At 76.8% G+C, this 22,633-nt stretch carries 20 protein-coding genes and 1 riboswitch; of the genes, 14 read left to right on the top strand and 6 right to left on the bottom strand.

Annotated elements, in window-relative coordinates; genetic code table 11:
- Positions 1-4 precede the first annotated feature (4 nt).
- Positions 5-1,564 carry a 3-oxoacyl-ACP reductase gene (locus LGQ04_RS01125; protein ID WP_229241635.1) on the top strand — a complete coding sequence of 520 codons (1,560 nt, stop codon included), beginning with the start codon at positions 5-7 and terminating at the stop codon, positions 1,562-1,564.
- On the top strand, positions 1,537-2,637 hold the full coding sequence (locus LGQ04_RS01120; protein ID WP_372469871.1) for a MaoC/PaaZ C-terminal domain-containing protein: 1,101 nt from the start codon (positions 1,537-1,539) through the stop codon (positions 2,635-2,637). The genes LGQ04_RS01125 and LGQ04_RS01120 overlap by 28 nt, the downstream gene beginning before the upstream one ends.
- A 25-nt stretch (positions 2,638-2,662) precedes the next feature.
- Here LGQ04_RS01120 and LGQ04_RS01115 read toward each other — a convergent pair whose 3' ends face one another.
- Complete coding sequence (locus LGQ04_RS01115; protein ID WP_229241634.1) at positions 2,663-3,208, bottom strand: hypothetical protein; 546 nt, start codon at positions 3,206-3,208, stop codon at positions 2,663-2,665.
- Positions 3,209-3,397: 189 nt separating this feature from the next.
- On the opposite strand from LGQ04_RS01115, the gene LGQ04_RS01110 reads away from it, so the two are divergent.
- Positions 3,398-3,568 (top strand): CsbD family protein, encoded by a 171-nt coding sequence (locus LGQ04_RS01110; RefSeq protein WP_229241633.1) that lies wholly within the window; start codon positions 3,398-3,400, stop codon positions 3,566-3,568.
- A gap of 91 nt (positions 3,569-3,659) precedes the next feature.
- On the opposite strand, the gene LGQ04_RS01105 is transcribed toward LGQ04_RS01110, so the two are convergent.
- Complete coding sequence (locus LGQ04_RS01105) at positions 3,660-4,307, bottom strand: GNAT family N-acetyltransferase (protein ID WP_229241632.1); 648 nt, start codon at positions 4,305-4,307, stop codon at positions 3,660-3,662.
- 134 nt (positions 4,308-4,441) lie between these two features.
- Entirely contained in the window at positions 4,442-5,872 is a 1,431-nt protein-coding gene (locus tag LGQ04_RS01100; RefSeq protein WP_229241631.1) for an aminotransferase class V-fold PLP-dependent enzyme, read from the bottom strand.
- A gap of 34 nt (positions 5,873-5,906) precedes the next feature.
- A riboswitch (SAM riboswitch) is annotated at positions 5,907-6,022 on the bottom strand.
- Between the two features lie 266 nt (positions 6,023-6,288).
- On the opposite strand from LGQ04_RS01100, the gene LGQ04_RS01095 reads away from it, so the two are divergent.
- The 5 genes from LGQ04_RS01095 to recD all read left to right on the top strand — a co-directional run bounded on the left by LGQ04_RS01095 (position 6,289) and on the right by recD (position 17,335).
- Entirely contained in the window at positions 6,289-6,774 is a 486-nt protein-coding gene (locus LGQ04_RS01095; protein ID WP_229241630.1) for a rhodanese-like domain-containing protein, read from the top strand.
- Positions 6,775-6,803: 29 nt separating this feature from the next.
- On the top strand, positions 6,804-8,069 hold the full coding sequence (locus LGQ04_RS01090; RefSeq protein ID WP_372469928.1) for an O-succinylhomoserine sulfhydrylase: 1,266 nt from the start codon (positions 6,804-6,806) through the stop codon (positions 8,067-8,069).
- 223 nt (positions 8,070-8,292) lie between these two features.
- Positions 8,293-11,805 carry an exodeoxyribonuclease V subunit gamma gene (gene recC, locus LGQ04_RS01085; protein WP_229242359.1) on the top strand — a complete coding sequence of 1,171 codons (3,513 nt, stop codon included), beginning with the start codon at positions 8,293-8,295 and terminating at the stop codon, positions 11,803-11,805.
- Positions 11,802-15,317, top strand: coding sequence for a UvrD-helicase domain-containing protein (locus tag LGQ04_RS01080; protein WP_229241629.1), 3,516 nt, complete (start codon positions 11,802-11,804; stop codon positions 15,315-15,317). Before recC ends, LGQ04_RS01080 begins: the two co-directional genes overlap by 4 nt.
- The gene (gene recD, locus LGQ04_RS01075) at positions 15,314-17,335 is read left to right on the top strand and encodes an exodeoxyribonuclease V subunit alpha (protein ID WP_229241628.1); all 2,022 of its coding nucleotides are present in this window, start codon (positions 15,314-15,316) and stop codon (positions 17,333-17,335) included. The genes LGQ04_RS01080 and recD overlap by 4 nt, the downstream gene beginning before the upstream one ends.
- Positions 17,336-17,347: 12 nt before the next feature.
- Here the strand turns inward: recD and LGQ04_RS01070 are convergent, their stop codons facing one another.
- Together LGQ04_RS01070 and LGQ04_RS01065 are read right to left on the bottom strand one after the other, a co-directional pair.
- A complete protein-coding gene (locus tag LGQ04_RS01070; protein WP_229241627.1) occupies positions 17,348-17,629 on the bottom strand; it encodes a hypothetical protein in 282 nt (93 codons plus the stop codon).
- 46 nt (positions 17,630-17,675) lie between these two features.
- Complete coding sequence (locus LGQ04_RS01065) at positions 17,676-18,032, bottom strand: hypothetical protein (RefSeq protein ID WP_229241626.1); 357 nt, start codon at positions 18,030-18,032, stop codon at positions 17,676-17,678.
- Between the two features lie 170 nt (positions 18,033-18,202).
- Between LGQ04_RS01065 and LGQ04_RS01060 the strand changes: the two genes are divergently transcribed.
- From LGQ04_RS01060 to LGQ04_RS01035, 6 genes are all read left to right on the top strand, one after another.
- A complete protein-coding gene (locus LGQ04_RS01060) occupies positions 18,203-19,270 on the top strand; it encodes an LLM class flavin-dependent oxidoreductase (RefSeq protein WP_229241625.1) in 1,068 nt (355 codons plus the stop codon).
- A gap of 115 nt (positions 19,271-19,385) precedes the next feature.
- Positions 19,386-19,892: a DUF7832 domain-containing protein gene (locus tag LGQ04_RS01055; RefSeq protein ID WP_229241624.1), complete on the top strand. Its 507-nt coding sequence runs from the start codon at positions 19,386-19,388 to the stop codon at positions 19,890-19,892.
- Between the two features lie 82 nt (positions 19,893-19,974).
- Positions 19,975-20,217, top strand: a complete 243-nt coding sequence (locus LGQ04_RS01050; RefSeq protein WP_229241623.1) for a type II toxin-antitoxin system Phd/YefM family antitoxin — start codon at positions 19,975-19,977, stop codon at positions 20,215-20,217.
- Positions 20,214-20,600 (top strand): type II toxin-antitoxin system VapC family toxin, encoded by a 387-nt coding sequence (locus LGQ04_RS01045; protein ID WP_229241622.1) that lies wholly within the window; start codon positions 20,214-20,216, stop codon positions 20,598-20,600. The genes LGQ04_RS01050 and LGQ04_RS01045 overlap by 4 nt, the downstream gene beginning before the upstream one ends.
- 67 nt (positions 20,601-20,667) lie before the next feature.
- Positions 20,668-21,423 carry an MBL fold metallo-hydrolase gene (locus LGQ04_RS01040; RefSeq protein WP_229242358.1) on the top strand — a complete coding sequence of 252 codons (756 nt, stop codon included), beginning with the start codon at positions 20,668-20,670 and terminating at the stop codon, positions 21,421-21,423.
- Positions 21,420-22,298, top strand: a complete 879-nt coding sequence (locus LGQ04_RS01035; RefSeq protein WP_229241621.1) for an LLM class flavin-dependent oxidoreductase — start codon at positions 21,420-21,422, stop codon at positions 22,296-22,298. The genes LGQ04_RS01040 and LGQ04_RS01035 overlap by 4 nt, the downstream gene beginning before the upstream one ends.
- Positions 22,299-22,310: 12 nt before the next feature.
- Here the strand turns inward: LGQ04_RS01035 and LGQ04_RS01030 are convergent, their stop codons facing one another.
- Positions 22,311-22,601, bottom strand: coding sequence for a hypothetical protein (locus LGQ04_RS01030; protein WP_229241620.1), 291 nt, complete (start codon positions 22,599-22,601; stop codon positions 22,311-22,313).
- Positions 22,602-22,633: the final 32 nt, after the last annotated feature.

The raw sequence follows: 22,633 nt of genomic DNA, 5'->3' as shown, positions 1-22,633 counted from the left end.
CCCCGTGACCGACTCCTACGTCAAGGCCGTCAACTCCGGCTTCACCAAGACCCTCGCGAAGAAGCTCGGCCTGCCGCGCCCCGCCGCCCTGCGCCGCCACCGCGCGGGCGACCCGCTCACCGTCGGGCCGGTGCTCGTCCTCGGCGGGACGCCCGGCGTGCACGACGACGCGGACCGCGTCGCGACGGCGCTGCTCGCCTGGGACCTCGACGTCCGCCAGTCCCCGGACGACCAGGCCCGGTGGGGTGCGATCGTCGTCGTGCTCAGCGGCATCGAGCGCCCCGAGGACACCTCCGCGCCCGTCATGGCGCTGTCCGCGAACCTGCGACGCCTCGCTCCCAACGGGCGCGTCGTGACGGTCTCCCGCGCTCCCGGCGCCGATGACGCCCCCGAGCTCGCCGCCGCCCGCGAGGGCGTCGACGGGTTCCTCCGCTCCGTCGCCAAGGAGCTGCGCTACGGCGCGACCGGCAACGGCGTCCAGCTCACCGACGGCGCCGCCGTCGACAGCCCCAGCGCCCTCGCGACGCTCCGCTTCTTCCTCTCCGCGAAGTCCGCCTTCGTCGACGGCCAGCTCCTGCGCGTCGGCGACCCCTCAGGCGTCGACCAGGGTTCTCCCTCGGCAGGCGAGACGGCCGCCGAGGCGGGGGCGGCGGCGTCGGAGGCGAAGGGCGTGGCGGGCCTGGCGGGAGGAGCCCGAGGAACGAGGGCTCCGGATGGTAGCCCGAGCCTCGACGCCGCCTCCCCCGCCGGACCCGAGCCCACCACCCCCGCCGGACCCGACGCCGCCACCCCCGCCGGACCCGACACCGTCGGACCCGAGCACCCCCTTGCGGGGAAGGTCGCGGTCGTCACGGGGGCCGCGCGCGGGATCGGTGCGCAGGTGGCCCGGACGCTGGCGCGCGACGGCGCCAAGGTGGTCGTCGTGGACGTGCCGGCTGCGGGCGAGTCGCTCGCCGCGGTGGCGAACGAGATCGGCGGCACGGCGCTGCAGCTCGACGTGACGGCCGACGACGCGGGCGCGCGGATCCTCGAGCACGCGCGGGCGCGGCACGGCGGTCTGGACGTGCTGGTGCACAACGCCGGGATCCTGCGCGACAAGCTGCTCGCCAACATGTCTGCGGACAAGTGGGACGCGGTGGTCGCGGTGAACCTCGCGGCGCAGCTGCGGATCACGGAGTACCTGCTGGGGGCGAACGGCTTCTCGGGGGCGCCGCGTGTGGTGTCGCTCGCGTCGACGAGCGGTATCGCGGGGAACCGCGGGCAGGCGAACTACGCGTTCTCGAAGGCGGGCGTGATCGGGCACACGCGCGCGTTCGCGCGCCTCCTCGACGAGCAGGGCACGGGCGGGACGGCGAACGCGGTCGCACCGGGGTTCATCGAGACGGACATGACGGCGTCGATCCCGTTCGTGACGCGCGAGGTGGCGCGACGGGTGGCGTCGCTGCAGCAGGGCGGCCAGCCGGTCGACGTCGCGGAGGCGATCGCGTTCCTCGCGTCGCCGGGTGCGGCGGGCGTGAACGGTCAGGTGCTGCGCGTGTGCGGGCAGAACCTGGTGGGCCGGTGACGGGCGCGGGCGTCCCCGGGGCGGTCGGGGCGCCGGCGCGCGTCGAGACGCTGCCGGCCGTCCCGGGTCTCGGCGGTCTGTACGTGCGGGGGGTCGCGGCGTCGGGCCGGCTCGCGGCGGCGCGCCGGCTCCCCGGTGGTCGCGGGCCCGACCTGGTGCTGCCGGACGTGACGTACCGGGTGGCCGGGGTGCGGACGGGCGACGACGCGGAGCCGGGGGCTCCCGGCAGCGCGGAGCACGTCGCGCGGTACGGCGAGGTGGTGGGCGAGGCGCCGTCGGAGCTGCTGCCGGCCGGGTACCTGCACGTGCTCGCGTTCCCGCTGGCGACCGCGCTCATGGTGCGTGGTGACTTCCCGTTGCCGCTGCTCGGGATGGTGCACCTGGCGAACTCGGTGTCGCTCGTGCGGCCGGTGCGCCTCGGGGACTCGCTCGAGGTGCGGTCGTGGGCGCAGGACCTGCGGCCGCACCGCCGGGGCGCCCGGGTGGACCTCGTCACGGAGGTGTCGGTGGAGCGCACGGACGCAGAGCGCGCGGGGGGCTCCGGGCTGCCTGCGACGACGCTCGCGTACCGGGGCGTGTCGACGTACCTCGCGAAGGGGGTCGACCTCGGCGTCCCGACCGCGGAGGAGGAGGCCCCGCGGGGCGGCGCGTTCGTCCCGCCGTTGCCGACGGCCCGCTGGTCGCTCGGTGCGGGGACGGGTCGCGCGTACGCGGCCGTGTCGGGCGACCGTAACCCGATCCACACGTCGTCCCTGGGGGCGAAGGCGTTCGGGTTCCCGCGGGCTATCGCGCACGGCATGTACACGGCCGCGCGGGCGCTCGCCGAGGCGGGGCCGGCGCGGGGCGAGACGTACGACTGGACCGTCTCGTTCGCCGCGCCGGTGCTGCTGCCCGGCACGGTCGACGTCGCGCTGCGCCCGGCGGGGTCCGCCCCCGCGGAGGTGCGGCGCGCCGTCGGGCAGGTCGCGGCGGCGGTGTCCGACGGCGCGGGCGACCCGGGCACGGGTCTCGCCTACGAGGCCTGGGACCGGCGTGGCCGCCTCCATCTCGCGGGGCGCGTCGTCCCGCGCTGACGCGCCCGCCCCCGGAGGCACCGGGTCAGCGGAGGCGCGCGCGGGCGACCGACCGCTGCGCCACCCACGACCGGGCGTCGGCGCCGCGGAGGAGGACGATGCCGGTCGCGGTCGTGACGAGCCCCGCGGCGAGGACGGGCAGGCCGCCCCACCGGGCCCCGGCATGGAGCCCGGCCAGGAGCACGAGGTCGGCGACGGCGAGCGCGAGCAGCGAGCCTGCGAGCGCCACGACGGCTGCGCGGACCGTCCGGCCGCCCCGGACGAGCGACGGCGCGGTGGCGGCGAGCGTCAGACCGACCAGCGCCTGGACGACGAGCAGCGCACCGATCCCGGGAGGGACGTCGAGGCCGAGCACGAGGGTCGCACCGACGGGCACGAGCGCGGCACCGGCGACGAGGTGCCGGGACGCGACGACGACGGTGCGAGGCGCGACCGACCACCGGCGCTCCGCCGCGCCGCGCCGCGGTCCCGTGCGTCCGTCCCGGCGGTCCCGCCGCACCTCGTCGTCGTGCACCCGTGCCCAGTCGTCGAGCGTCCCGCGCGTGCCCTGCGGCCCGTGGTCGTGCACCATCCCGTCTCCCCCTCGTGTCCGGTCCGGCCGCCGCTCCGGCGCGCCCCGGTCACCGTAGCCGCGCCGCACGACCCCGCGGCCGTCGTCCACAGGCCCGGTTCCCCGGGGGACGGCGTGCGCGACCCCTCACCGCGTGCGAGCACGCCGAAGCCTGCCTACGTTCGGTGGTACCGACGAGAGGAGGTCCCCATGGGACTCGGCGACAAGATCGAGCACGCGGCCGAGGAGGCCAAGGGCAAGATCAAGGAGGGCACCGGCAAGGCGAAGGACGACGAGCGCCTGGAGGCCGAGGGCCAGGCGGAGCAGTCGAAGGCCAACCTCAAGCAGGCGGGCGACGACGTCCGGGACGCCTTCAAGTAGTAGCTCGGGTACGACGCACGAGGGGCCTCGCCGACCGGCGGGGCCCCTCGTCGTGCAGGCCCCTCGTCGTGCAGCCGGGGCCCGGTGGGCGTCACGACGCCGCGAGCGGCAGGGCCGGCGCGGGGGCGAGGGTCGCGAGGGCGGGCACGACGCGCGGGCGGGTGATCCGGTCGAGCAGGCCCACCTCGATCCCGGGCCACTCGGGCGCGAGGACGGAGAAGACGACGGAGTCGGCGCGCGACCCGTCGGGCGCGGCGCGGTGACCGCGCATCACGCCCTCCTCGTACGCGCCGAGACGACGCATCGCCGCGAGCGAGCGCTCGTTGCGCGCGTCGACGCGAAATCCGACGCGGTGCACGTCCCAGGTCTCGAACGCGTGCCGCATGAGCAGCCACTTCGTCACCGGGTTGACGAGGGTCCCCCACGCGGGGCGCGCGTAGAACGTGCGGCCGATCTCGACGCGCCGGTCGACGAGCGACAGGTCGCGGAACGCGGTGCTGCCGAGCACGTCGCCGGGGCTCCCGTCCGGCTCCGCCCGGCGCACGACGAAGCCCGTCAGGTCGGCCGCGGAGCGTGTCGCGGCGACGAGGTCGGCCATACCGTCGAGCCCGCGGGGCAGGGGTGTGCTCATGCCGGACCACATCGCCTCGTCGACGATGCCGGCGAGCGGTCCAGCGTGCTCCGGGGCGAGCGGTTCCAGGCGGAACCCGTACCCCGTGAGGACGACGTCGTGCAGCACAGCGCATATCAGAGCACACCGCGGGGCGCGCGCAAAGGGCCCGGGACGCACCGGGGGAGAACGTCGGTCGACGAGTGCGTGAACAGCCGTCCGTCGGGCGGTCGGCGGGCGGTCGGCGGGCGGTCGGCGGGCGGCTACGCGGGGGCCGGGCCGCAGCCCGCGGCCTCCGCGAGGAGACCGGCCGCGGCGGTCGCGACGAGGCCTTCGAGCCCGGACCCCGCGGGCACCGGACGGGGGTCGTCGACGACGGCCCAGCACCCGTCGACCACCGCGTACCGCGCGGCCGGGCCGTGCTCGACGTAGGCGCGCACCGCGTCGACGAGCCGGGCGACCTCCGCCCCCGTCGTGCCCACCCCGACGGACGCGCGGATCGCGCCCTCGTCGAGGCCGAGGCGCGCGAGCAGCGGGTGCGCGCAGAAGCGCCCGTCGCGCACGCCGATGCCGTGCTCGGCGGACAGGTATGCGGCGACGAGACCCGGGTCGTGCCCGGCGACCGTGAACGTCACGACGCCCACGGGGTCGGTCGCGTCGGGCCACACGCTCACGACCCGCACCCCGTCGACGTCCGCGAGCCCGGCCACGAGCGCGGCGCGCAGCGCGGCCTCGTGCGCGTGCAGCGCGGCCGGGTCGAGCGCGGCGAGCGCGTCGCACGCGGCCGCGAGCGCGACGGCGCCCACGACGTTGGGCGACCCGGCCTCGTGGCGCGCGGGCGCCGTCTGCCAGTCGGTGCCGTCGACGCGGACGTGGCGGACCGCGCCCCCGCCCGCGAGGTGCGGCGTCCCGGCGTCGAGCCAGTCGCGGCGTCCGACGAGCGCGCCCGCGCCGAACGGCGCGTACGTCTTGTGGCCGGAGAAGGCGACGTAGTCGACGCCGGAGGCGGCGAGGGAGAACCCGCGGTGCGGGACGAGCTGGGCGCCGTCGAGCACGAGGCGCGCCCCGGCGTCGTGCACCGTGCGCACGACGTCGGCGAGCGGCAGGGACTCGCCCGTGACGTTGGACGCCCCGGTGACGGCGACGAGCGCGTAGTCGAACCGGGCGAGCTCGGTGCGCAGCCCCGCGAGGGTCTCGGCGACGCTGTTCCCGCCCGCGAGGACTGTCGCGCCGCCCGTGCGCTGCCAGGGCAGGAGGTTGGCGTGGTGCTCGACGTCGAGGACGAGCACGCGGCCGGGCGTGCCGTCCGGGTTCGCGGGGACGCAGCCGGCGAGGAGGTTGAGGGAGTCGGTGGTGTTGCGGGTGACGATCGTGACGTCGTCCTCGCGGGCCCCGACGAACGCGCCGACGGTGCGGCGCGACGCCTCGTACAGCGCGGTGGAGACCTGCGAGAGGTAGCCCGCGCCGCGGTGCACGCTCGCGTAGAGCGGCAGGACCTCGGTGACACGGTCCGCGACGGACCGCAGGGCGGGCGCGGAGGCGGCGACGTCGAGGTTGGCGTACGGCACGGCGCGGCCGTCGACGAGCGGGACGAGCGTGTCGCTGCCGACGACGGGCAGGAGCGCGGGCCGGGCCGCGACGTCGGTGACGGCGGGGGGCGTCGTCGGACAGGCGGTGTCGGCGAGAGCGGTCATGGCACGGTCCTCCGAGGTCGTGTCGGGGAGGTGCTCCCCGCGCTTGCCGCACGCCGGTCGACGGGCGGCCTGGTCGTCACCCGGGGCACCCCGCCGCGAGAGGAGGGTTGCCGGCCAGCAAACCGGGGTTTCACGCTGGCGCTCATGACCTGCGTCCAGGATGTGCGAGCCCTTCCGGGGTGTCAACCCGTGGGCACGGGCTCTCGCATGGCGAGACGACGGCGGGACGCGCGTCCCTTCCACGACGCGAGACGTCCGTTCCGGCGGGCCCGCGAGGTGTCGTACGATCCGAGCAACCATCCGGAGCGGCCGAGTGACGTGGCACGTCGACGCCGCAGCAACCCCCCGGGGTCGCGACCTCTCGAGGCGCGGCACCGGGTGCAGGGTGCTACTGCCACGATCGATGGAGGAGACCCATGAGCGACCTCACCCCCCGCCCCGCCGTCGGCTACGCCGGCGACCTCACCCCGCAGCAGGCGTGGGACCTGCTCGCCGCCGACGAGCGCGCCGTGCTCGTCGACGTGCGCACCGAGGGCGAGTGGCGCACCGTCGGCGTGCCCGACTCCACGGACCTGGGCCGCGACGTCCTGTTCGACGAGTGGGTCACCCCCCTCGGCCCCAACCCCGCGTTCCTCGACACCCTCGTCGGCGCGGGTCTCACGCCGGGCGACGAGCGCCCCGTCGTCTTCCTGTGCCGGTCCGGTCAGCGCTCCATCGGCGCCGCGCGGGCCGCGACCGCCGCCGGGCTCGGCCCGTCGTACAACGTGCTCGAGGGGTTCGAGGGCGGCCAGGGGTTCTCCGGCGCGCGGGACGTCGAGGGCTGGAAGGTCCGCGGGCTGCCCGCCACGACGTACGACGCCGCGCTCGCGGCGCGTGCGGCGGACGGCGAGGTCGCGCGGTGACCGCGGTCCCTGACGCCGTGCCTGACGTCGTGCCCGGGTCCGGTGCCCTGCCCGGGGTGCCGGGCGGCTCGGGCCGCAAGCCCCTGCCCGCGGGCGTCCGCCCCGCGACGCTCGCGGTGCGCGGCGGCCACGCGCGCACCGAGTTCCAGGAGACGTCCGAGGCGCTGTTCCTCACGCAGGGGTACACGTACGACCGCGCGGCCGACGCCGAGGCGGCGTTCAAGGGCGAGCTCGACCGGTTCGTCTACTCGCGGTACGGCAACCCGACGGTGCACACGTTCGAGGAGCGCCTGCGTCTGATCGAGGGCGCCGAGGCGTGCTACGCGACGGCGTCGGGCATGTCGGCGGTGTTCACGTCGCTCGCGGCGCTCGTGTCCTCCGGCTCGCGCATCGTGGCGGCCCGCGCGCTGTTCGGGTCGTCGGTGGTGATCTTCGACGAGATCTTCCGCAAGTGGGGCGTGCGCACCGACTACGTCGACGGACACGTCCTGTCGCAGTGGGAGGAGGCGCTCTCCACGCCCGCGGACGTCGTGTTCTTCGAGACGCCGTCCAACCCCATGCAGGACGTCGTCGACGCGCGGCGGGTCGCCGACCTGGCCCACGCGGCCGGAGCCGTCGTCGTGCTCGACAACGTGTTCGCCACGCCGCTGATGCAGAAGCCGCTCGAGCTCGGCGCGGACGTCGTCGTGTACTCGGCGACGAAGCACATCGACGGCCAGGGCCGCGTGCTCGGCGGGGCGATCCTCGGGTCCGAGGAGTACATCGGCGGGCCCGTGCAGACGTTCGTCCGCAACACCGGACCGACCCTCTCCGCGTTCAACGCGTGGGTGCTGCTCAAGGGCCTGGAGACCATGCCGGTGCGCGTCGCCGCGCAGAACGCCCACGCCGAGCAGGTCGCGACCGCCCTGGAGCAGCTCCCGGGGATCGCCCGCGTGCGCTACCCGTTCCTCGCGTCCCACCCGCAGGAGGCGCTCGCGCGCTCGCAGCAGTCGGGCGGCGGCACGGTCGTGACGTTCGACCTCGACGTGCCGGGTGCCGACGACCCCGAGACCGATCCGGACCTGCTCAAGAAGCGGACGTTCGCGTTCCTCGACGCGCTCCAGGTCGTCGACATCTCCAACAACCTCGGCGACGCGAAGTCCCTCGTCACGCACCCCGCGACGACGACGCACCGCAAGCTCGGTCCGGAGGGGCGCGCCGCCGTCGGCATCGCCGAGACGACCGTGCGCCTGTCCGTCGGCCTGGAGGACCCGCTCGACGTGATCGAGGACGTCGAGCAGGCGCTGCACGCCTGAGCCCGCGCCGAGCATGCGGTCGGCTCCCGTTTCGGTCCCGGATCGGGAGCGAACCGCATGGTCGGGGTCGGCACGCGCAGGGTCGCCAGGCGCCCGGCGCGTCGTCGGCCGCGGCCGTCGTGGACCGCGGTTCGACGGTGTGGGACGCACCTCGTAGCCTCCTCGTAGCGCCCGGCCGTCCGGTCGGCGTGGTCGCCGCCGGAGGGGGTCGTCGTTGCTGCACGTGCACCGGTCGGAGCGCGCGGACGCGCTCGTCGCGCCGCTCGCCGCCGTGCTCGCCGACCCGCCGGAGGACCCGTTCACGCCCGACGTGGTCGCGGTCCCGACGCGCGGCGTGGAGCGGTGGCTCGCGCAGCGGCTCTCGCACGTGCTCGGGGCGGACGACGGCGTCTCCGGGGTGTGCGCGAACGTCGACTTCCGCGGTCCTCGGCGCCTCGTCGAGCAGGTCGTGGCCGACGTCACGGGCGTGGACCCCGACGACGACCCGTGGCGTCCCGAACGTCTCGCGTGGTCCGTGCTGGAGGTCCTCGACACGCACCTCGGGGAGCCGTGGGCCGCTCCCCTGGCCCGCTACGTGGGCGAGCCGGGCGACGAGGTGCGGCGAGGGCGACGCCTGACGCTCGCGCGGCGCGTCGCCGACCTCCTCGTCGACTACGCGCGCCAGCGGCCCGACGTCGTGCTCGCGTGGTCGGGGCCCACCGACCCGGCGAGCCGGGCGACCGACGACGGGACCGGCGTCGTGCCCGCCGACACCGTCCCCGCCGACACCGTGCCTGACGACCTCGCGTGGCAGCCCGTGCTGTGGCGCCTCCTGCTGGACCGGGTGTCCGGCGCGGACCCCGCGGCGCGCGTCGCCCGTGCGGTGGACGCGCTGCGCGCGGACCCGGGCGCCGTCGACCTCCCGCCGCGCCTGTCGGTGTTCGGTCCCACGCGGCTGCCCGAGGACGAGCTGCGCGTGCTCCGTGCGCTCGCCGAGCACCGCGACGTCCACCTGTGGCTGGTCCACCCCTCCCCCGCGCTGTGGGACGCGGTCGCGGCGCAGGGGCCCACGCTCCCCACCACCTCTGCCGTGGTGCCCGACGGCGCCCGGCCCCGCCGCGCGGACGTCCCGCCTCTCGCACGGCACCCGTTCCTCGCGTCGACCGCGCGCGACGCGGTCGAGCTGCAGCTGCGGCTCGACGATGCCGCGGAGGCGCACCACCCCGCGCCGGCTCCCCCGGCGACGCTGCTCGGCGCGCTCCAGGCGTCGCTGCGCGCGGACGCCCCGGACGGGACGTTCGCCCCGGGCCCGGACGACCGCTCGGTCCAGGTCCTCGCGTGCCACGGGCGCGCACGGCAGGTCGAGGTGCTGCGGGAGACGCTCGTCGGGCTGTTCGCCGCCGACCCGACGCTGCAGGCGCGCGACGTCATCGTGCTGTGCCCGGACGTGGAGACGTTCGCGCCGCTCGTCACGGCCACGTTCGGCGCGGTGCCCGAGCTCGGCGAGGACGCCCACCCCGGCCAGCAGCTGCGGGTGAGCCTCGCGGACCGCGGCGCGGGCACCACCAACCCGGTGCTCGCGCTCCTCGCGTCGCTGCTGCGCCTCGCGGACGGGCGGGTCACGGCGTCGGAGGTGCTCGACCTCGCGGCGAGCGCCCCGGTGCGCCGCCGGTTCCGGTTCTCCGACGACGAGGTGGACCGCCTGCGGCAGTGGGCCGTCGAGGCGGGCGTGCACTGGGGCGAGGACGGCGGTCGTCGGGCCCGGTTCGGCATCGACGCGCGCGTGCGGCAGGGCACGTGGGACGCGGCGCTCGACCGCGTGCTGCTCGGGGCGGCGATGGCCGACGAGGACGCACGGTTCGTGGGGCCCGCGCTGCCGCTGGACGACGTGGGCTCGACGGACGTCGACCTCGCGGGCCGTCTCGCGGAGCTCGTCGAGCGGCTCACGCTCGTGCTGGACGACCTCGACGGCGTGCACCCGCTGGGCCACTGGCTCGACGCGCTGGACCGCGCGGTCACGCTGCTCGCCGAGGCGCCGCCCACCGAGGCGTGGCAGGTCGGGTCGGCCCGACGCGTCCTCGGCGACGTCCGAGCGGCCGGGTCCGCGCACGGCGCCGTGCCGTTGCGCCTCGCGGACGTGCGCGCGGTGCTCGACGACCGCCTCGCCGGCCGCCCGACGCGCGCCGGCTTCCGCACCGGCGCCCTCACCGTGTGCTCTCTCGAGCCGATGCGCTCGGTGCCGCACCGGGTCGTGTGCCTGCTCGGCATGGACGACGGCGTGTTCCCCCGCACGACCGCCGCCGCGGGCGACGACCTGCTCGCCCGGCACCCGGAGGTCGGCGAGCGCGACGCGCGCAGCGAGGACCGGCAGATCTTCCTCGACGCGGTGGCCGCGGCGGGCGACCACCTCGTCGTCGTGCACACGGGCGCCGACGAGCGCACCGGCGCGGCCCGCCCGCCCGCCGTGCCCGTCGCGGAGCTGCTCGACGCGCTCGACCGTGTCGCGACGGCGCCGGGCGGCGGGTCGGTGCGCGACCACGTCGTGACGGCTCACCCGCTGCAGATCGTCGACGAGCGCAACTTCACCCCGGGGGCGCTGGGCGTGCCCGGCGCGTTCAGCCACGACGGCGCCGCGTTCGCCGGGGCGGTCGAGGCGCGCGAGCGCACGCGCCGCGGGCAGCGCGACAGGGTCGACGTGCGACCGGCCACCGTGCTCGTCCCCACGCCTCTCGACCTCGCGGCGCAGGACAGGGCCGCGGGCGCGGGAGCGCAGGACACCGCGGCGCGGGACGTGGCGCTCGACGACGTCGTCCGCCTCCTGGAGAACGCGCCGCGCTGGTTCGCGCAGACGACGCTCGACGTGGGGCTCGTGGTCGACGAGGACGACGTCGACGACCGCCTCCCGCTGTCGCTCACCGGGCTCGCGGGCTGGGGCGTCGGCGACCGTGTCCTGCGTGCCGCGCTCGCCGGGGTCGACCCCGGACGGGCGCTCCAGGCGGAGTGGCGCCGCGGGCAGGTGCCGCCGCGCGAGCTCGGCCGCGCGGCGCTGCAGGGTGTGCTGCAGTCGGTGGGACCGCTGCGGGGGGTCGCGCTCGACGCGGCGCGCGAGGCGGACGAGGCCGCGGGACGGCCGGTGAGCGGGGACGTCCTCGGCTCGGGCGAGACGGTCGACGTGCGCGCGCCGCTGCCGGGCGGTCGCACGCTCGTCGGCACGGTGCCGGGCGTCCACGGGCGGCGCGTCGTGCGCACGGAGTACTCGCGGCTCGTGCCGAAGCACCGCCTGCGCGCGTGGGTGCAGGGGCTCACGCTGGCCGTGAGCGAGCCCGGCCCGGCGTGGGACGCGGTGACGGTCGGGCGCGCGTCGCGCGGCCCCGGGGTCGCGTGGTCGACCCTCGTGCCGCCCGCGCCGGACCTCGCGGCGCAGGTCCTCGCGGACCTCGTGGCGCTGCGCGACGAGGCGGTCCGCGAACCCCTCCCGCTGCTGCCGGAGGTGTCGCTGAAGTACGTGGAGGAGCGCCGCGCGTCGGACGCCCGGGACGCCCTCATGCGTGCGGGCTGGCTGTGGAACAAGGGGTTCGAGCGCGCGGACCCGTACGTCGTGCTCGCGTGGGGGCGCGACCCCGCGCTGCCCGACGTCGCGGGGCAGGCCACGACCGCGGACCTCGCCCGGTTCCCCGACGACCCGTCCCGCCTGGGCGCGCTCGCGCGTCGCGTGTGGGAGCCCCTGCTGGAGAACGAGCAACGAGGTGCCCGGTGAGCAGCCCGACGCCCGCAGCGGCGACCACCCCGGCCGGCCCGGCCGTGTCCCCGCGTCGGTTCGACCCGTTCGGCGCTCTGCCGTCGGGGACAGTCGTGCTGGAGGCGAGCGCCGGCACGGGCAAGACGCACACGATCGCGACGCTCACCGCCCGGTTCGTCGCGGAGGGCGTCGCGACGCTGCCCGAGATCATGCTCGTGACGTTCGGGCGCGCGGCGACCTCGGAGCTGCGCGACCGGGTGCGCGCCCGACTCGTGGAGACCGAGCGGGCGCTGCGCTCCGCGGACGCCGCCCAGGACCCCGACGCGCTCGTCGCGTTCCTCGCGGCGGTGGACGACGCCGAGCTGGACCGCCGCCGCGAGCGCCTGCGCGTCGCGCTGTCCCAGCTCGACGCGGCGACGATCACGACGACGCACGGCTTCTGCCAGCGGATGCTCGCGGCGCTCGGGACGGCGGCGGACGTCGACCTGGAGACGGGTTTCCTGCCGGACGTGGCGGACCTCGTCGAGGAGGTCACGGACGACCTGTACGTGCGGCTCTTCGCCGACCGTGCGGACCCGCCGCTCACGCCGCACGACGTGCGGCAGGTCGCGCGGGTCGCGGTGAGCGACCACGGCGCGCTGCTCGGCCCGCCCGACGCCCCCGAGGGCTCGCTCGCCGCGCTGCGGTACGAGGTGGCGGTCACGGTGCGGCGCGAGGTCGAGGCGCGCAAGCGGGCGATGCACCTGCTCGACTACGACGACCTGCTCGTGCTGCTGCGCCGTGCCCTCGCGGACCCCGAGCACGGGGAGACGGCCGCGGAGCGGGTGCGGTCGCGGTTCCGGGTCGTCATGGTGGACGAGTTCCAGGACACGGACCCGGACCAGTGGGAGATCCTGCGCACGGCGTTCCACGGCCACCGCACGCTGGTGCTCATCGGGGACCCGAAGCAGGCGATCTACGCGTTCCGCGGCGCGGACGTCGTCACGTACCTGCGGGCCGTCGAGCACGCGCAGGACACGGCGACGCTGAGCCGGAGCTGGCGCAGCGACGCCCCGCTGCTCGCGGGCCTGCACGCCCTGCTGGGCGAGACGGCGCTGGGCGACCCGCGCATCGTCGTGCGGCCGGTCGACGCGCAGCACCCGGACGCGCGGCTCGCGGGCGAGCGCACGGTCCCGGTCCGGCTTCGCCAGGTCACGCGGCGTGCGTACCGGCTGGGCGGGTCGTCCGCGCCGTCGGCGCCGGACGCGCGCACGCTCGTCGCGCGGGACGTCGCGGCGGACGTCGCGGCGCGCCTCGGGTCGGAGCGCGTGCGTGACGGCGACGGCAGCACCGACGGCGAGCGCTGGCGCGCTCTGGAACCGCGCGACGTCGCGGTGCTCACCCGCACGAACGCGCAGGCGGAGGCGGTCCGGTCGGCGCTCGTCGCGCTGGGCGTGCCGGCGGTGGTGTCGGGTCCGTCGAGCGTGTTCGGGTCGGCGGCGGCGCAGGACTGGCTCACGCTGCTCGCCGCTCTGGAGCAGCCCGGGCTGCACCGGCGCGCGACGGCGCTCGCGCTCACGCCCTTCGTGGGGTGGGACGCGCAGCGGCTCGCGACGGCGGGCGACGCGGACCACGACGAGCTCGGCGACACCGTGCGCACGTGGGCGCGGCTCCTCGCGGACCGGGGGGTGGCGGCCGTCGCGGAGGTCGCGGCACGTGGTGGCGCGACCGCGCGCGTCATGGCCCGCCCCGACGGCGAGCGGTACCTCACGGACCTGCGGCACGTCACGCAGGCGCTGCACGAGGCGGCCGCGACGGACGGGCTCGGCACGGCCGCGCTCACGGCGTGGCTGCGCGCCCGCGTCGCCGAGGTCGGGACGGTGTTCACGGACGAGCGCACGCGGCGCCTGGAGACCGACGCGGCCGCCGTGCAGGTCGTCACGGTGCACGGCGCGAAGGGCCTGGAGTTCGGCGTCGTGTACGTCCCGTTCGGGTGGGACCGGTTCGAGCCCGACGACCAGGAGGTCTTCGCGTTCCACGACGACTCGGGGCGGCGCGTGCTGCACGTCGGCGGCGTGGGGTCGCCGGGCTTCGTCGACGCGCGGGTGCGCTCTCGCGACGAGGAGCTGGGCGAGGACCTGCGACTGCTGTACGTCGCGCTCACGCGCGCCCGTCACCAGGTGGTCGTGCACTGGACGCCGACCAAGAGGAACACAGCATCGGGACCGCTCACGCGCCTGCTGCTCGCCGACCGTCTGCTCGGCGGGGAGCCCGGCCGGCACGCGCGCCCGGACGCGATGCGCGACGACGCGGTCCGGTCCGCGTTCGAGGCGGTCGCCGCGCGCTCGGGGGGCACGGTCGTCGTCGAGCAGGTGGACGCCCGCCCGAAGGGCGAGCCGTGGTCGCCCGCGGCCGAGCGGCCCGCGGACATCGCGGTCGCGACGACCGTGCACCTGCCCGACCGGGAGTGGCGGCGCGCGTCGTACTCGGCGCTCACCGCCGCGGCGCACCACGGGCCGGTCGGCGGGATCGAGTCGGAGCCGGAGGACCCCGGCGTCCAAGACGAGCCGGAGGAGACCGCCGAGGACGAGGCGCCCGCCGTCGTCGTGCCGGGCACGGGTGCCGCCGGAACCGCCGCGGACGCGGCCCTCGGTGTCGCGCCGGGTGCCGACGTCCCGTCGCCGTTCGAGGGGCAGCCGGGCGGCACGGCGTTCGGCACGCTGGTGCACGAGATCCTCGAGTACGTCGACACCGCGGCTCCCGACCTCGACGCCGAGGTCCTGGCGCGGTGCGCGCAGGCCGCGACGGTCCGCGTGCCCGGCGTGGAGCCCGTCGCGCTCGCCGCGGCGCTCGGCCTCGCGCTGCGCACGCCGCTGGGCCCGGTCGCGGGCGGGCGCACCCTCGCGCAGATCCACCCGCGCGACCGGCTGCCCGAGCTCGAGTTCGAGCTGCCGCTCGCGGGCGGCGACGCGTCGGCGGGCGTGACGCCGTCGACGCTGCGCGATCTCGCGGCCGTGCTGCGTCGCCACCTGGTCGCCGACGACCCGTTCGCCCGCTACCCCGACCTGCTCGACGCGCTCGCCGACGAGTCCGGGGGGAGCGGGGCGCGCGCCGCGACGTCGGACGGCGTGCCGCTGCGCGGGTACCTCACGGGGTCGATCGACGCGGTGCTGCGCGTGCCGGGCGACGACGGCCGCGCGCGGTACCTCGTCGTCGACTACAAGACGAACCGCGTCGGTCCCCCGCCCGGCGTGCCGCTCACCGTCGCGGACTACAACCCCGCGGCGACGCGCGACGCGATGCTCGCCTCGCACTACCCGCTGCAGCTCGTGCTGTACCTCGTGGCGCTGCACCGGTACCTGCGCTGGCGCGTGCCCAGGTACGACGCCGACCGCGACCTCGCGGGCGGGGCGTACCTGTTCGTGCGCGGCATGGCGGGCCCGGACACCCCCGTCGGTCCCGACGGCGCGCCGTACGGCGTCGTCGCGTGGACGCCGCCACCGGGTCTCGTCGTCGCCCTGTCCGCCCTGCTCGACGGAGACCGCGCATGACCGCCCGCGCCCACCTGACGTCCGCGCCCGGCACGGCTCCCCTGCCCGGCCCGGCGCCCGCCCCGGCGACCGCCGCCGACGACGGCGACCCGCGCCTCGCCGTCGGGGTCCCCGCGTGGCTCGCCCGGTTCAACGCGGCGCGGGTCGTGTCGTCCGCGGACCTGCGGGTCGCGCTACGCCTCGGGCGTCTCACGCAGGAGAACGACGAGAGCGTGCTGCTCGCCGTCGCGCTCGCGGTCCGCGCGGTGCGCAGCGGCTCGGTGTGCGTGCAGCTCGACGACCTGGGCTCGCTGCGGCTCCCGGAGGACGAGGACGCGGTGCGCACCGACGCGGGCGACCTGCCCTGGCCCGACGCCGCGGCGTGGGCGGAGGCGGTGGCACGCAGCCCGCTCGTCGCGACGGGAGTGGACGGGCCGCCGGACCGGCCCGCGCGCTGGGTCGGCGGCCTGCTCTACCTCGACCGGTACTGGCGCGACGAGCTCGCGGTGCGCCGCGACGTCGACGGCCGGCTCGCCGCCCCCGACCTGCCCGTGGACGGCGCCCGGCTGGACGCGGCGCTGACGCGCCTCTTCCCGGCGGCGGGCGACGCCCGCCAGCGCCTCGCGGCCGCGCACGCCGCCCACCGCCGCTTCACCGTCCTCACCGGCGGGCCGGGCACGGGCAAGACGACGACGGTCGCGCGGCTGCTCGCCGTCCTGCACGACGCCGCGTCCCCCGCCGAGCGGGCGGCCGCACCCGGGCTGCGGGTCGCGCTCGCCGCGCCGACCGGCAAGGCCGCGGCCCGCCTCCAGGAGGCGGTCCGCGAGGTCGTGGCCGGGTTCGACGACCCCGACGACCGCGCACGCGTCGGCGCGCCCGTCGCGACGACCCTGCACCGGCTGCTCGGCTACAAGCCGGGCAGCAGCACCCGGTTCCGGCACGACGCGCAGCACCACCTCCCGCACGACGTCGTCGTGGTCGACGAGACCTCGATGGTCGCGCTGCCGCTCATGGCACGGCTGCTCGAGGCCCTGCGTCCCGACGCCCGGCTCGTGCTCGTCGGCGACCCGGACCAGCTCGCGTCGGTCGAGGCGGGCGCCGTCCTCGGCGACCTCGTCGACCGCGTCCCCGTGACCCCGCCCGCGGCCGCGGTCGCGCAGGTCGCGGACACGGCTCTCGCCGACGCCGCGGGACCGGCTCCCGCCGGCGCGCCGGAGCCGGCGGACGGTGAGGTGGACGACCGCGCGGCGCTCGGCAACGGCGTCGTGCGGCTGCGGACCGTCCACCGCCAGGACAGCGACTCGGCGATCCTGCCGCTCGCCGCCGCGGTCCGCCGCGGGGACGCCGACGCGGTCCTCGACCTCCTGCGCGCGGGGGCGGCGTCGGTCGAGTTCCGCGAGTGCCCGGACGGCGAGCCCGACGACGCGGCGCTCGCCGCCGTGCGGGCCGACGCCGTCGAGTCCGGCACGCTCCTCGTCGAGGCCGCGCGCGCCGGGGACGCCGCCGGGGCGCTGTCGGCGCTCGCCCGCCACCGCGTCATGGTCGCGCACCGCCGCGGTCCCGCGGGACGGGGCCGGTGGGCCGCCCAGGTGGAGGCCTGGGTCGAGGAGGCCACCGGGCACGGCGCGACCGACTCACCGTGGGTGGCGGGGCGTCCGCTCCTCGTCACGACGAACGACGCCGAGGTCGGGCTCTACAACGGCGACACGGGCGTGCTCGTCGCGGACGACGGAGGCGGCGTCGTCGCGGTCTTCGGCGACCCGCGCGCGCCGCAGCGGGTCCGCACGCACCGACTGCCCCCGGTGGAGACGGTGCACGCGATGACCGTGCACCGGGCGCAGGGCAGCCAGTTCGCCCGGGTCACGCTCGTGCTCCCGCCCGCGACGTCACCCCTGCTGACGCGCGAGCTGCTGTACACGGCGGTGACGCGCGCGCAGACGTGCGTGCGCGTCGTCGGCTCCACGGACGCGGTGCGCACGGCCGTGACCACGCCGGTGCACCGGGCGAGCGGTCTGCGGACGGCTCTGCCGAGCCCCTGAGCCGACGGCTCGTCAGCGCTGCGAGCGTAGGGCGGCGAGGACCTCCAGGTGCCGCTGCGCGACCGCCCGGACCCCGACGACCACGAGGCCGCCCACCAGCATCGCGACGCCCGCCAGGTGCATGGCGTACCCGACGGCCTTGACGTCCGTCTCGCGGTCGGCGGTCGCGAGGAACACGAACCCACCGAACACGAGGAGCACGGCGCCCACGACGAGCAGGAACGTGCCGACGCGCGGCAGCGGCAGGCGGGTCGGGGCGTGGTCGGGGGCGTGGTGTGCACCGGGGTCGGACATGGCCGCGAGGTTACCGCCCTCATGCCGTTCGCGGCCAGAGGCCGTGTCACGCGAAGCCGGGGTACTCCCACGGCTCGACGTCGAACAGCGCGCGGGACGCGGGCTCCCCGCGGACGAGCTCGTCGACCACGTGCCGGTGCAGCACCTCCGCGCCCTCGCGCGTGTACGACGAGCTGAACAGACCGCCGGGCTCGACCCGGGTCGAGTACATGAGCGGCATGCGCCCTTCGGAGCGGTCGTACCCGACCCAGCGTGTGAACACGGACCACCCTCCGACGACGTCCAGGCCCACGACGGACCGGTCGTCCCCGCGCAGCTCGTGCCAGGTCCGTTCGTCGACGGGCATGCCGTCGAAGTCGTAGTACAGCACCACGTCGGCGTGGAAGTTGATCTCCTCGTCCACGGCCGCTCCCCTCGCCCCAGGGTCTCGTCCCACGGTCCGGCGCCACGACCTCGTGGGCGCCTCACCGTCCTCGTGCTGCCGATGATGCCGCGACCTCTGCCGGACCGCCATCCGACGCGCTCGGCGCGTCGCGGGAATGCCCCGCGGGCGTCCCGGGGTTGTCGCCGGTGATGACCTCCTCGCCCGGCGCCGCGCCGTCCCCCCGCCTGTCCGTCCTCGACCTCGTGCCCGTGCGCTCGGGCCAGACCACCGCCCAGGCGGTCGCCGCGTCGCTCGACCTCGTCCGCCTCGCGGACCGGCTCGGGCTCGAGCGGTTCTGGTTTGCGGAGCACCACAACATGCCGGCGGTGGCCGCGTCGACGCCGCCCGTGATGATCGCCGCGGCGGCGTCGGTGACGTCGCGCATCCGTGTGGGCTCGGGCGGCGTGATGCTGCCGAACCATGCGCCGCTCGTCGTCGCCGAGCAGTTCGCGGCGCTGGAGGCGGTCGCGCCCGGTCGTGTCGACCTGGGACTCGGCCGCGCGCCCGGCTCCGACCCGGTGGTCACGCAGCTCCTGCGCGCGACGGGCCCGACGGCCGACGTCGACCGCTTCCCTCAGCACGTGACCGACATCCTCGCGCTGATGAGCCCGGAGGGCGCGCGCCTGCGCCTCACGAGCGGTCAGGTGTACGACGTGCACGCGACCCCGGCGGCGCAGAGCACGCCCACGGTGTGGCTGCTCGGGTCGAGCGACTACTCGGCGCGGCTCGCGGCCGAGCTCGGCCTGCCGTACGTGTTCGCGAACCACTTCTCGGGGCAGGGGGTCGACGAGGTGCTCGCGCTGTACCGGGACGGCTACCGGCCGAGCGAGGCGTTCCCCGAGCCGCAGACGTTCCTCACGGTGAACGCGGTCGTGGCGGACACCGACGACGAGGCTCGCGCCCGCGCGCTCCCGCAGGCACGCATGATGGCCCGTCTGCGCACGGGTCGTCCGCTCACCGCGCTGGAGACGGTGGAGGACGCCGAGGCGTCGCCGCTCGACGCCGTGGCAGAGCAGATGGTGGAGGACGGGCTCGCGCGCTGGGCCGTCGGGACGCCCGACGCCGCGGCCGCCGAGGTCCGGCGTCTCGCCGCACGGCACGGCGTCGACGAGGTCATGGTGGTCCCGGTGGCCGCGGAGCGTGCCGACGCGCCGCTCGACGCGACGCCGGGCCGCGCGCGCACGCTCGAGCTGCTCGCGGGCGCGCTCGCCGCCTGACCACGAGGTTCCTCCGCCTCGAGCACGAGGTTGTCGTCGTTCTGCGACGCATGGCGACATCAACGTCGTGCTCGGCACCGGCCGGGGCACCGCGCCGGGCGGTAGCGTCTCGACCATGACGACGTACGACGACGCGGCCTGGCACCACGACGGCGAGGGGTACCCGGCCGACGTCGGCCCCGCGGCGGGCGCGACCCACCTGGGCGTGTTCCTCGCCTGGGCGGTGCTCGCCGACCACGCCTCGACCGGGCTCCTCGACGCCGCGGGGGCGGAGGTGGAGGCGCTGCGGGACCGGACGACGACGCCCGGTGCGTTCGTGCTCGCTGCTCGCCAGGGTCGTCTGGACGCCGCCGACCTCGACGACGTCGCGCGCCCGTTCGCCGACGCGTACTACGCGGGCGAGGACGACGTGGACGGCGACCCCGAGAGCGACGGTGGCGGCGGCCTGTACCTGGAGGACTACGTCGACGCCGTGAGCCCGGGAGACGGCGACCCCGAGGACGTCTACCGCGTCCCCGACACGTGGGACACGTACGACCAGGTGGGGCCGCTGATCGACGCGCGGTTCGCCCAGTGGGAGGACGAGGGCCGGCCCGCGGTCCTGCGTCAGCGCGGCCGGTGAGGCCTGGCCTGGCCTGGCCTGGATCGGACTGAACTAGACTGACTAAGTCTGCCTAGTCATCACGCAGCTCTCGGGAGGTCGAGTGCGAACCGTCAACGTCCACGAGGCGAAGACCCACCTGTCGCGACTCCTCGCCGACGTCGAGGCCGGGGAGGAGATCGTCATCGCGCGCGCCGGCAAGCCCGTCGCGCGGCTGACGCCGACCGGCGACGCTCCGCCGTCCACGCGCCGCCTCGGGTTCCTCCGCGGCCAGGCCCACGTCCCCGACGACTTCGACCGCTGGGCGAGCGACGAGATCGCGGACTCCTTCGAGGGTCACCCGTGAGAGTCCTGCTCGACACGCATCTGCTGCTCTGGGCGGCCGACGAGGTCGACCGCCTCCCCGCGGCGGCGACCGACCTCCTGGCCGACCCGGACGTCGACGCATGGTTCAGCGCGGCGAGCATCTGGGAGATCGCGATCAAGCGCGGCCTGGACCGCCCCGACTTCCGGGTCGACGCCGGTGTCTTCCGGCGCGCGCTGCTGCGCGCCGGTTTCGTCGAGCTCGCCGTCACCGGCGCGCACGCCGCCGCGGTCGCGCTGCTCCCGCCCGTCCACCGCGACCCGTTCGACCGGCTGCTCGTCGCGCAGGCCGCGACGGAGGGGATCACGCTGGTGACGCACGACGAGGTCGTCGGCCGGTACCCCGGCCCGGTCCGGGTGGTGTGACGTGCCGGCGATCCCCACCCCGATCACGCGGCTCGCGTCCGTCCTGCGCGCCGACAACCCCGGACCGATGACGCTCGACGGCACGCGCTCGTACGTCCTGCGCGCGCCGGGCTCGCCCGAGTGCGTCGTCGTGGACCCCGGGCCCGACGACGTCGCGCACCTGGAGGCGCTCGCCGCGACGGGGTGCGTGGTGCTCGTCCTCGTCACGCACCGGCACGCCGACCACACGGCGGGCTCGGCACGGCTGCACGCGCTGTCGGGCGCGCCGGTGCGCGCCGCCGACCCCGCGTTCTGCCACGGCGGCGACCCCCTGGCGGACGGCGAGACGGTCCGCGCCGCGGGCGTCGTCGTGCAGGTCGTCGCGACGCCCGGCCACACCGCGGACTCGGTGTGCCTCGTCCTGCCCGACGACGGCCCCTCCCCGACCGTGCTGACCGGCGACACCGTGCTCGGCACGGGCACGACCGTGCTCGCGGAGCCGGACGGCTCGCTCGCCGCCTACCTCGCGAGCCTCGAGGTGATCGAGGCCCTGTGCGGCGACGGGCCGGCGACGGGCCTGCCGGGGCACGGCCCGGCGGTCGACGACCTCGCCGCGCGCGTCCGCGCGTACCGGACGCACCGGCTCCTGCGCCTCGCCCAGGTGCGCGGGGTGCTCGCGGAGCTCGGCCTCGCGCCCGGGGACGACGACGCGGTCGAGCGCGTCACCGAGCGCGTCTACGCCGACGTCGAGCCGTCCGTCCGCCCGGCCGCGCGTCAGTCCGTCGCCGCGCAGCTCGACTTCCTGCGGGCGGCGTCGGAGGCGTCGGGCACGATGGGCGCATGACGACACCTCGCCTCGGGATCGCGTTCGTGCCCACCCACGCCCCGGAGTCGCTGCGCGCCCTCGCGACCGGCGCCGAGGCCGCGGGCCTCGACGACCTGTGGGTGTGGGAGGACTGCTTCAAGCAGAGCGGGCTCGCGTCCGCCGCGGCCGCGCTCGCGTGGACGGAGCACCTGCGCGTCGGGCTCGGCCTCATGCCCGCACCGCTGCGCAGTACCGCGATCACGGCGATGGAGGTGGCCACGCTGGGCCGCGCCTTCCCGGGGCGGTTCGTCGCCGGCGTCGGCCACGGGGTGCAGGACTGGATGGGCCAGGCGGGCGTCCGAGCCTCCTCGCCCCTGACGCTCCTGCGCGAGCACACCGTGGCGCTGCGGGCGCTGCTCGCGGGCGACGCGGTCACGACCACGGGCCGCTACGTGACGCTCGACCGCGTCCGGCTGGACTGGCCGCCCACGGTCCCGGTCCCGCTGTGGCTGGGTGGCGTCGGGCCGCGGTCGGTGGCGCTCGCGGGCGAGCTCGGCGACGGGCTGATCCTCGCCAACGCGTACACCCCGGCGGAGGTGCGCGAGACGGCCGCTGCGGCGCGGTCCGCCGCGGGCGAGGCGGGGCGGGACGTGTTCGACGTGCACGCCACGCTCATCACCGCGACGGGTCCGGGAGCGCAGGAGCGCGTCGACCGGGAGGTGCCCCTGTGGGGTCGGGAGGCCGGCATCGGGATCGGCGCGGCGGGCGACGCCCGTGCGGTCGCCGACGCGGTGCTCGCGCTCGCCGACGCGGACGCGACGGCGGTCGCGATCCAGCCGACGGCCGACGAGCCGGACCTCGACGGCTTCGTCCGGTTCCTCGGGCACGAGGTCCGCCCGCTGCTGACCTCCTGACGCCCGGCGCGGTCAGCGACGCGGGCGCGCCGCACGGCGGCGCTCGCGCAGCCCGTGCACGATCGCGGCGGTCGCGCTCACGACGGCGACCACGAGCACGGCCACCGCGAGCCGCGCCGGGAAGCCCGCGTAGAGGTCGCTCAGCTCGGCGACGGGGATGCCCCACGCCGTGACCGTCTCGCGGACCTCGACGGCGACGACACCCACGCGGCCCGGGACGAGCGCGACGACCCCGAGGACCCATCCCAGCAGCTCACCGAGCAGCACGGGCACGGAGAACGCGGCGGGAAGGGTGGGGAGCACTCCCGCACCCTATCGGGCCGAAGGCCCCCGAA

Origin of the sequence: Cellulosimicrobium marinum (genome assembly GCF_020551945.1) — a bacterium.
In the GTDB taxonomy this organism is placed as follows: Bacteria; Actinomycetota; Actinomycetes; order Actinomycetales; family Cellulomonadaceae; genus Cellulosimicrobium; species Cellulosimicrobium marinum.
The sequence above is the reverse complement of the archived record's forward strand: the minus strand, read 5'-3'. Positions and strand labels throughout refer to the sequence as shown.

What these genes read in the sequence shown, in the direction of transcription:
- LGQ04_RS01115 (WP_229241634.1), bottom strand. Translation starts at nt 3,208, where the DNA reads ATGGTGCACGACCACGGGCCGCAGGGCACGCGCGGGACGCTCGACGAC.
- LGQ04_RS01110 (WP_229241633.1), top strand. Translation starts at nt 3,398, where the DNA reads ATGGGACTCGGCGACAAGATCGAGCACGCGGCCGAGGAGGCCAAGGGC.
- LGQ04_RS01100 (WP_229241631.1), bottom strand. Translation starts at nt 5,872, where the DNA reads ATGACCGCTCTCGCCGACACCGCCTGTCCGACGACGCCCCCCGCCGTC.
- LGQ04_RS01095 (WP_229241630.1), top strand. Translation starts at nt 6,289, where the DNA reads ATGAGCGACCTCACCCCCCGCCCCGCCGTCGGCTACGCCGGCGACCTC.
- recD (WP_229241628.1), top strand. Translation starts at nt 15,314, where the DNA reads ATGACCGCCCGCGCCCACCTGACGTCCGCGCCCGGCACGGCTCCCCTG.
- LGQ04_RS01070 (WP_229241627.1), bottom strand. Translation starts at nt 17,629, where the DNA reads ATGTCCGACCCCGGTGCACACCACGCCCCCGACCACGCCCCGACCCGC.
- LGQ04_RS01060 (WP_229241625.1), top strand. Translation starts at nt 18,203, where the DNA reads ATGACCTCCTCGCCCGGCGCCGCGCCGTCCCCCCGCCTGTCCGTCCTC.
- LGQ04_RS01055 (WP_229241624.1), top strand. Translation starts at nt 19,386, where the DNA reads ATGACGACGTACGACGACGCGGCCTGGCACCACGACGGCGAGGGGTAC.
- LGQ04_RS01040 (WP_229242358.1), top strand. Translation starts at nt 20,668, where the DNA reads ATGACGCTCGACGGCACGCGCTCGTACGTCCTGCGCGCGCCGGGCTCG.
- LGQ04_RS01035 (WP_229241621.1), top strand. Translation starts at nt 21,420, where the DNA reads ATGACGACACCTCGCCTCGGGATCGCGTTCGTGCCCACCCACGCCCCG.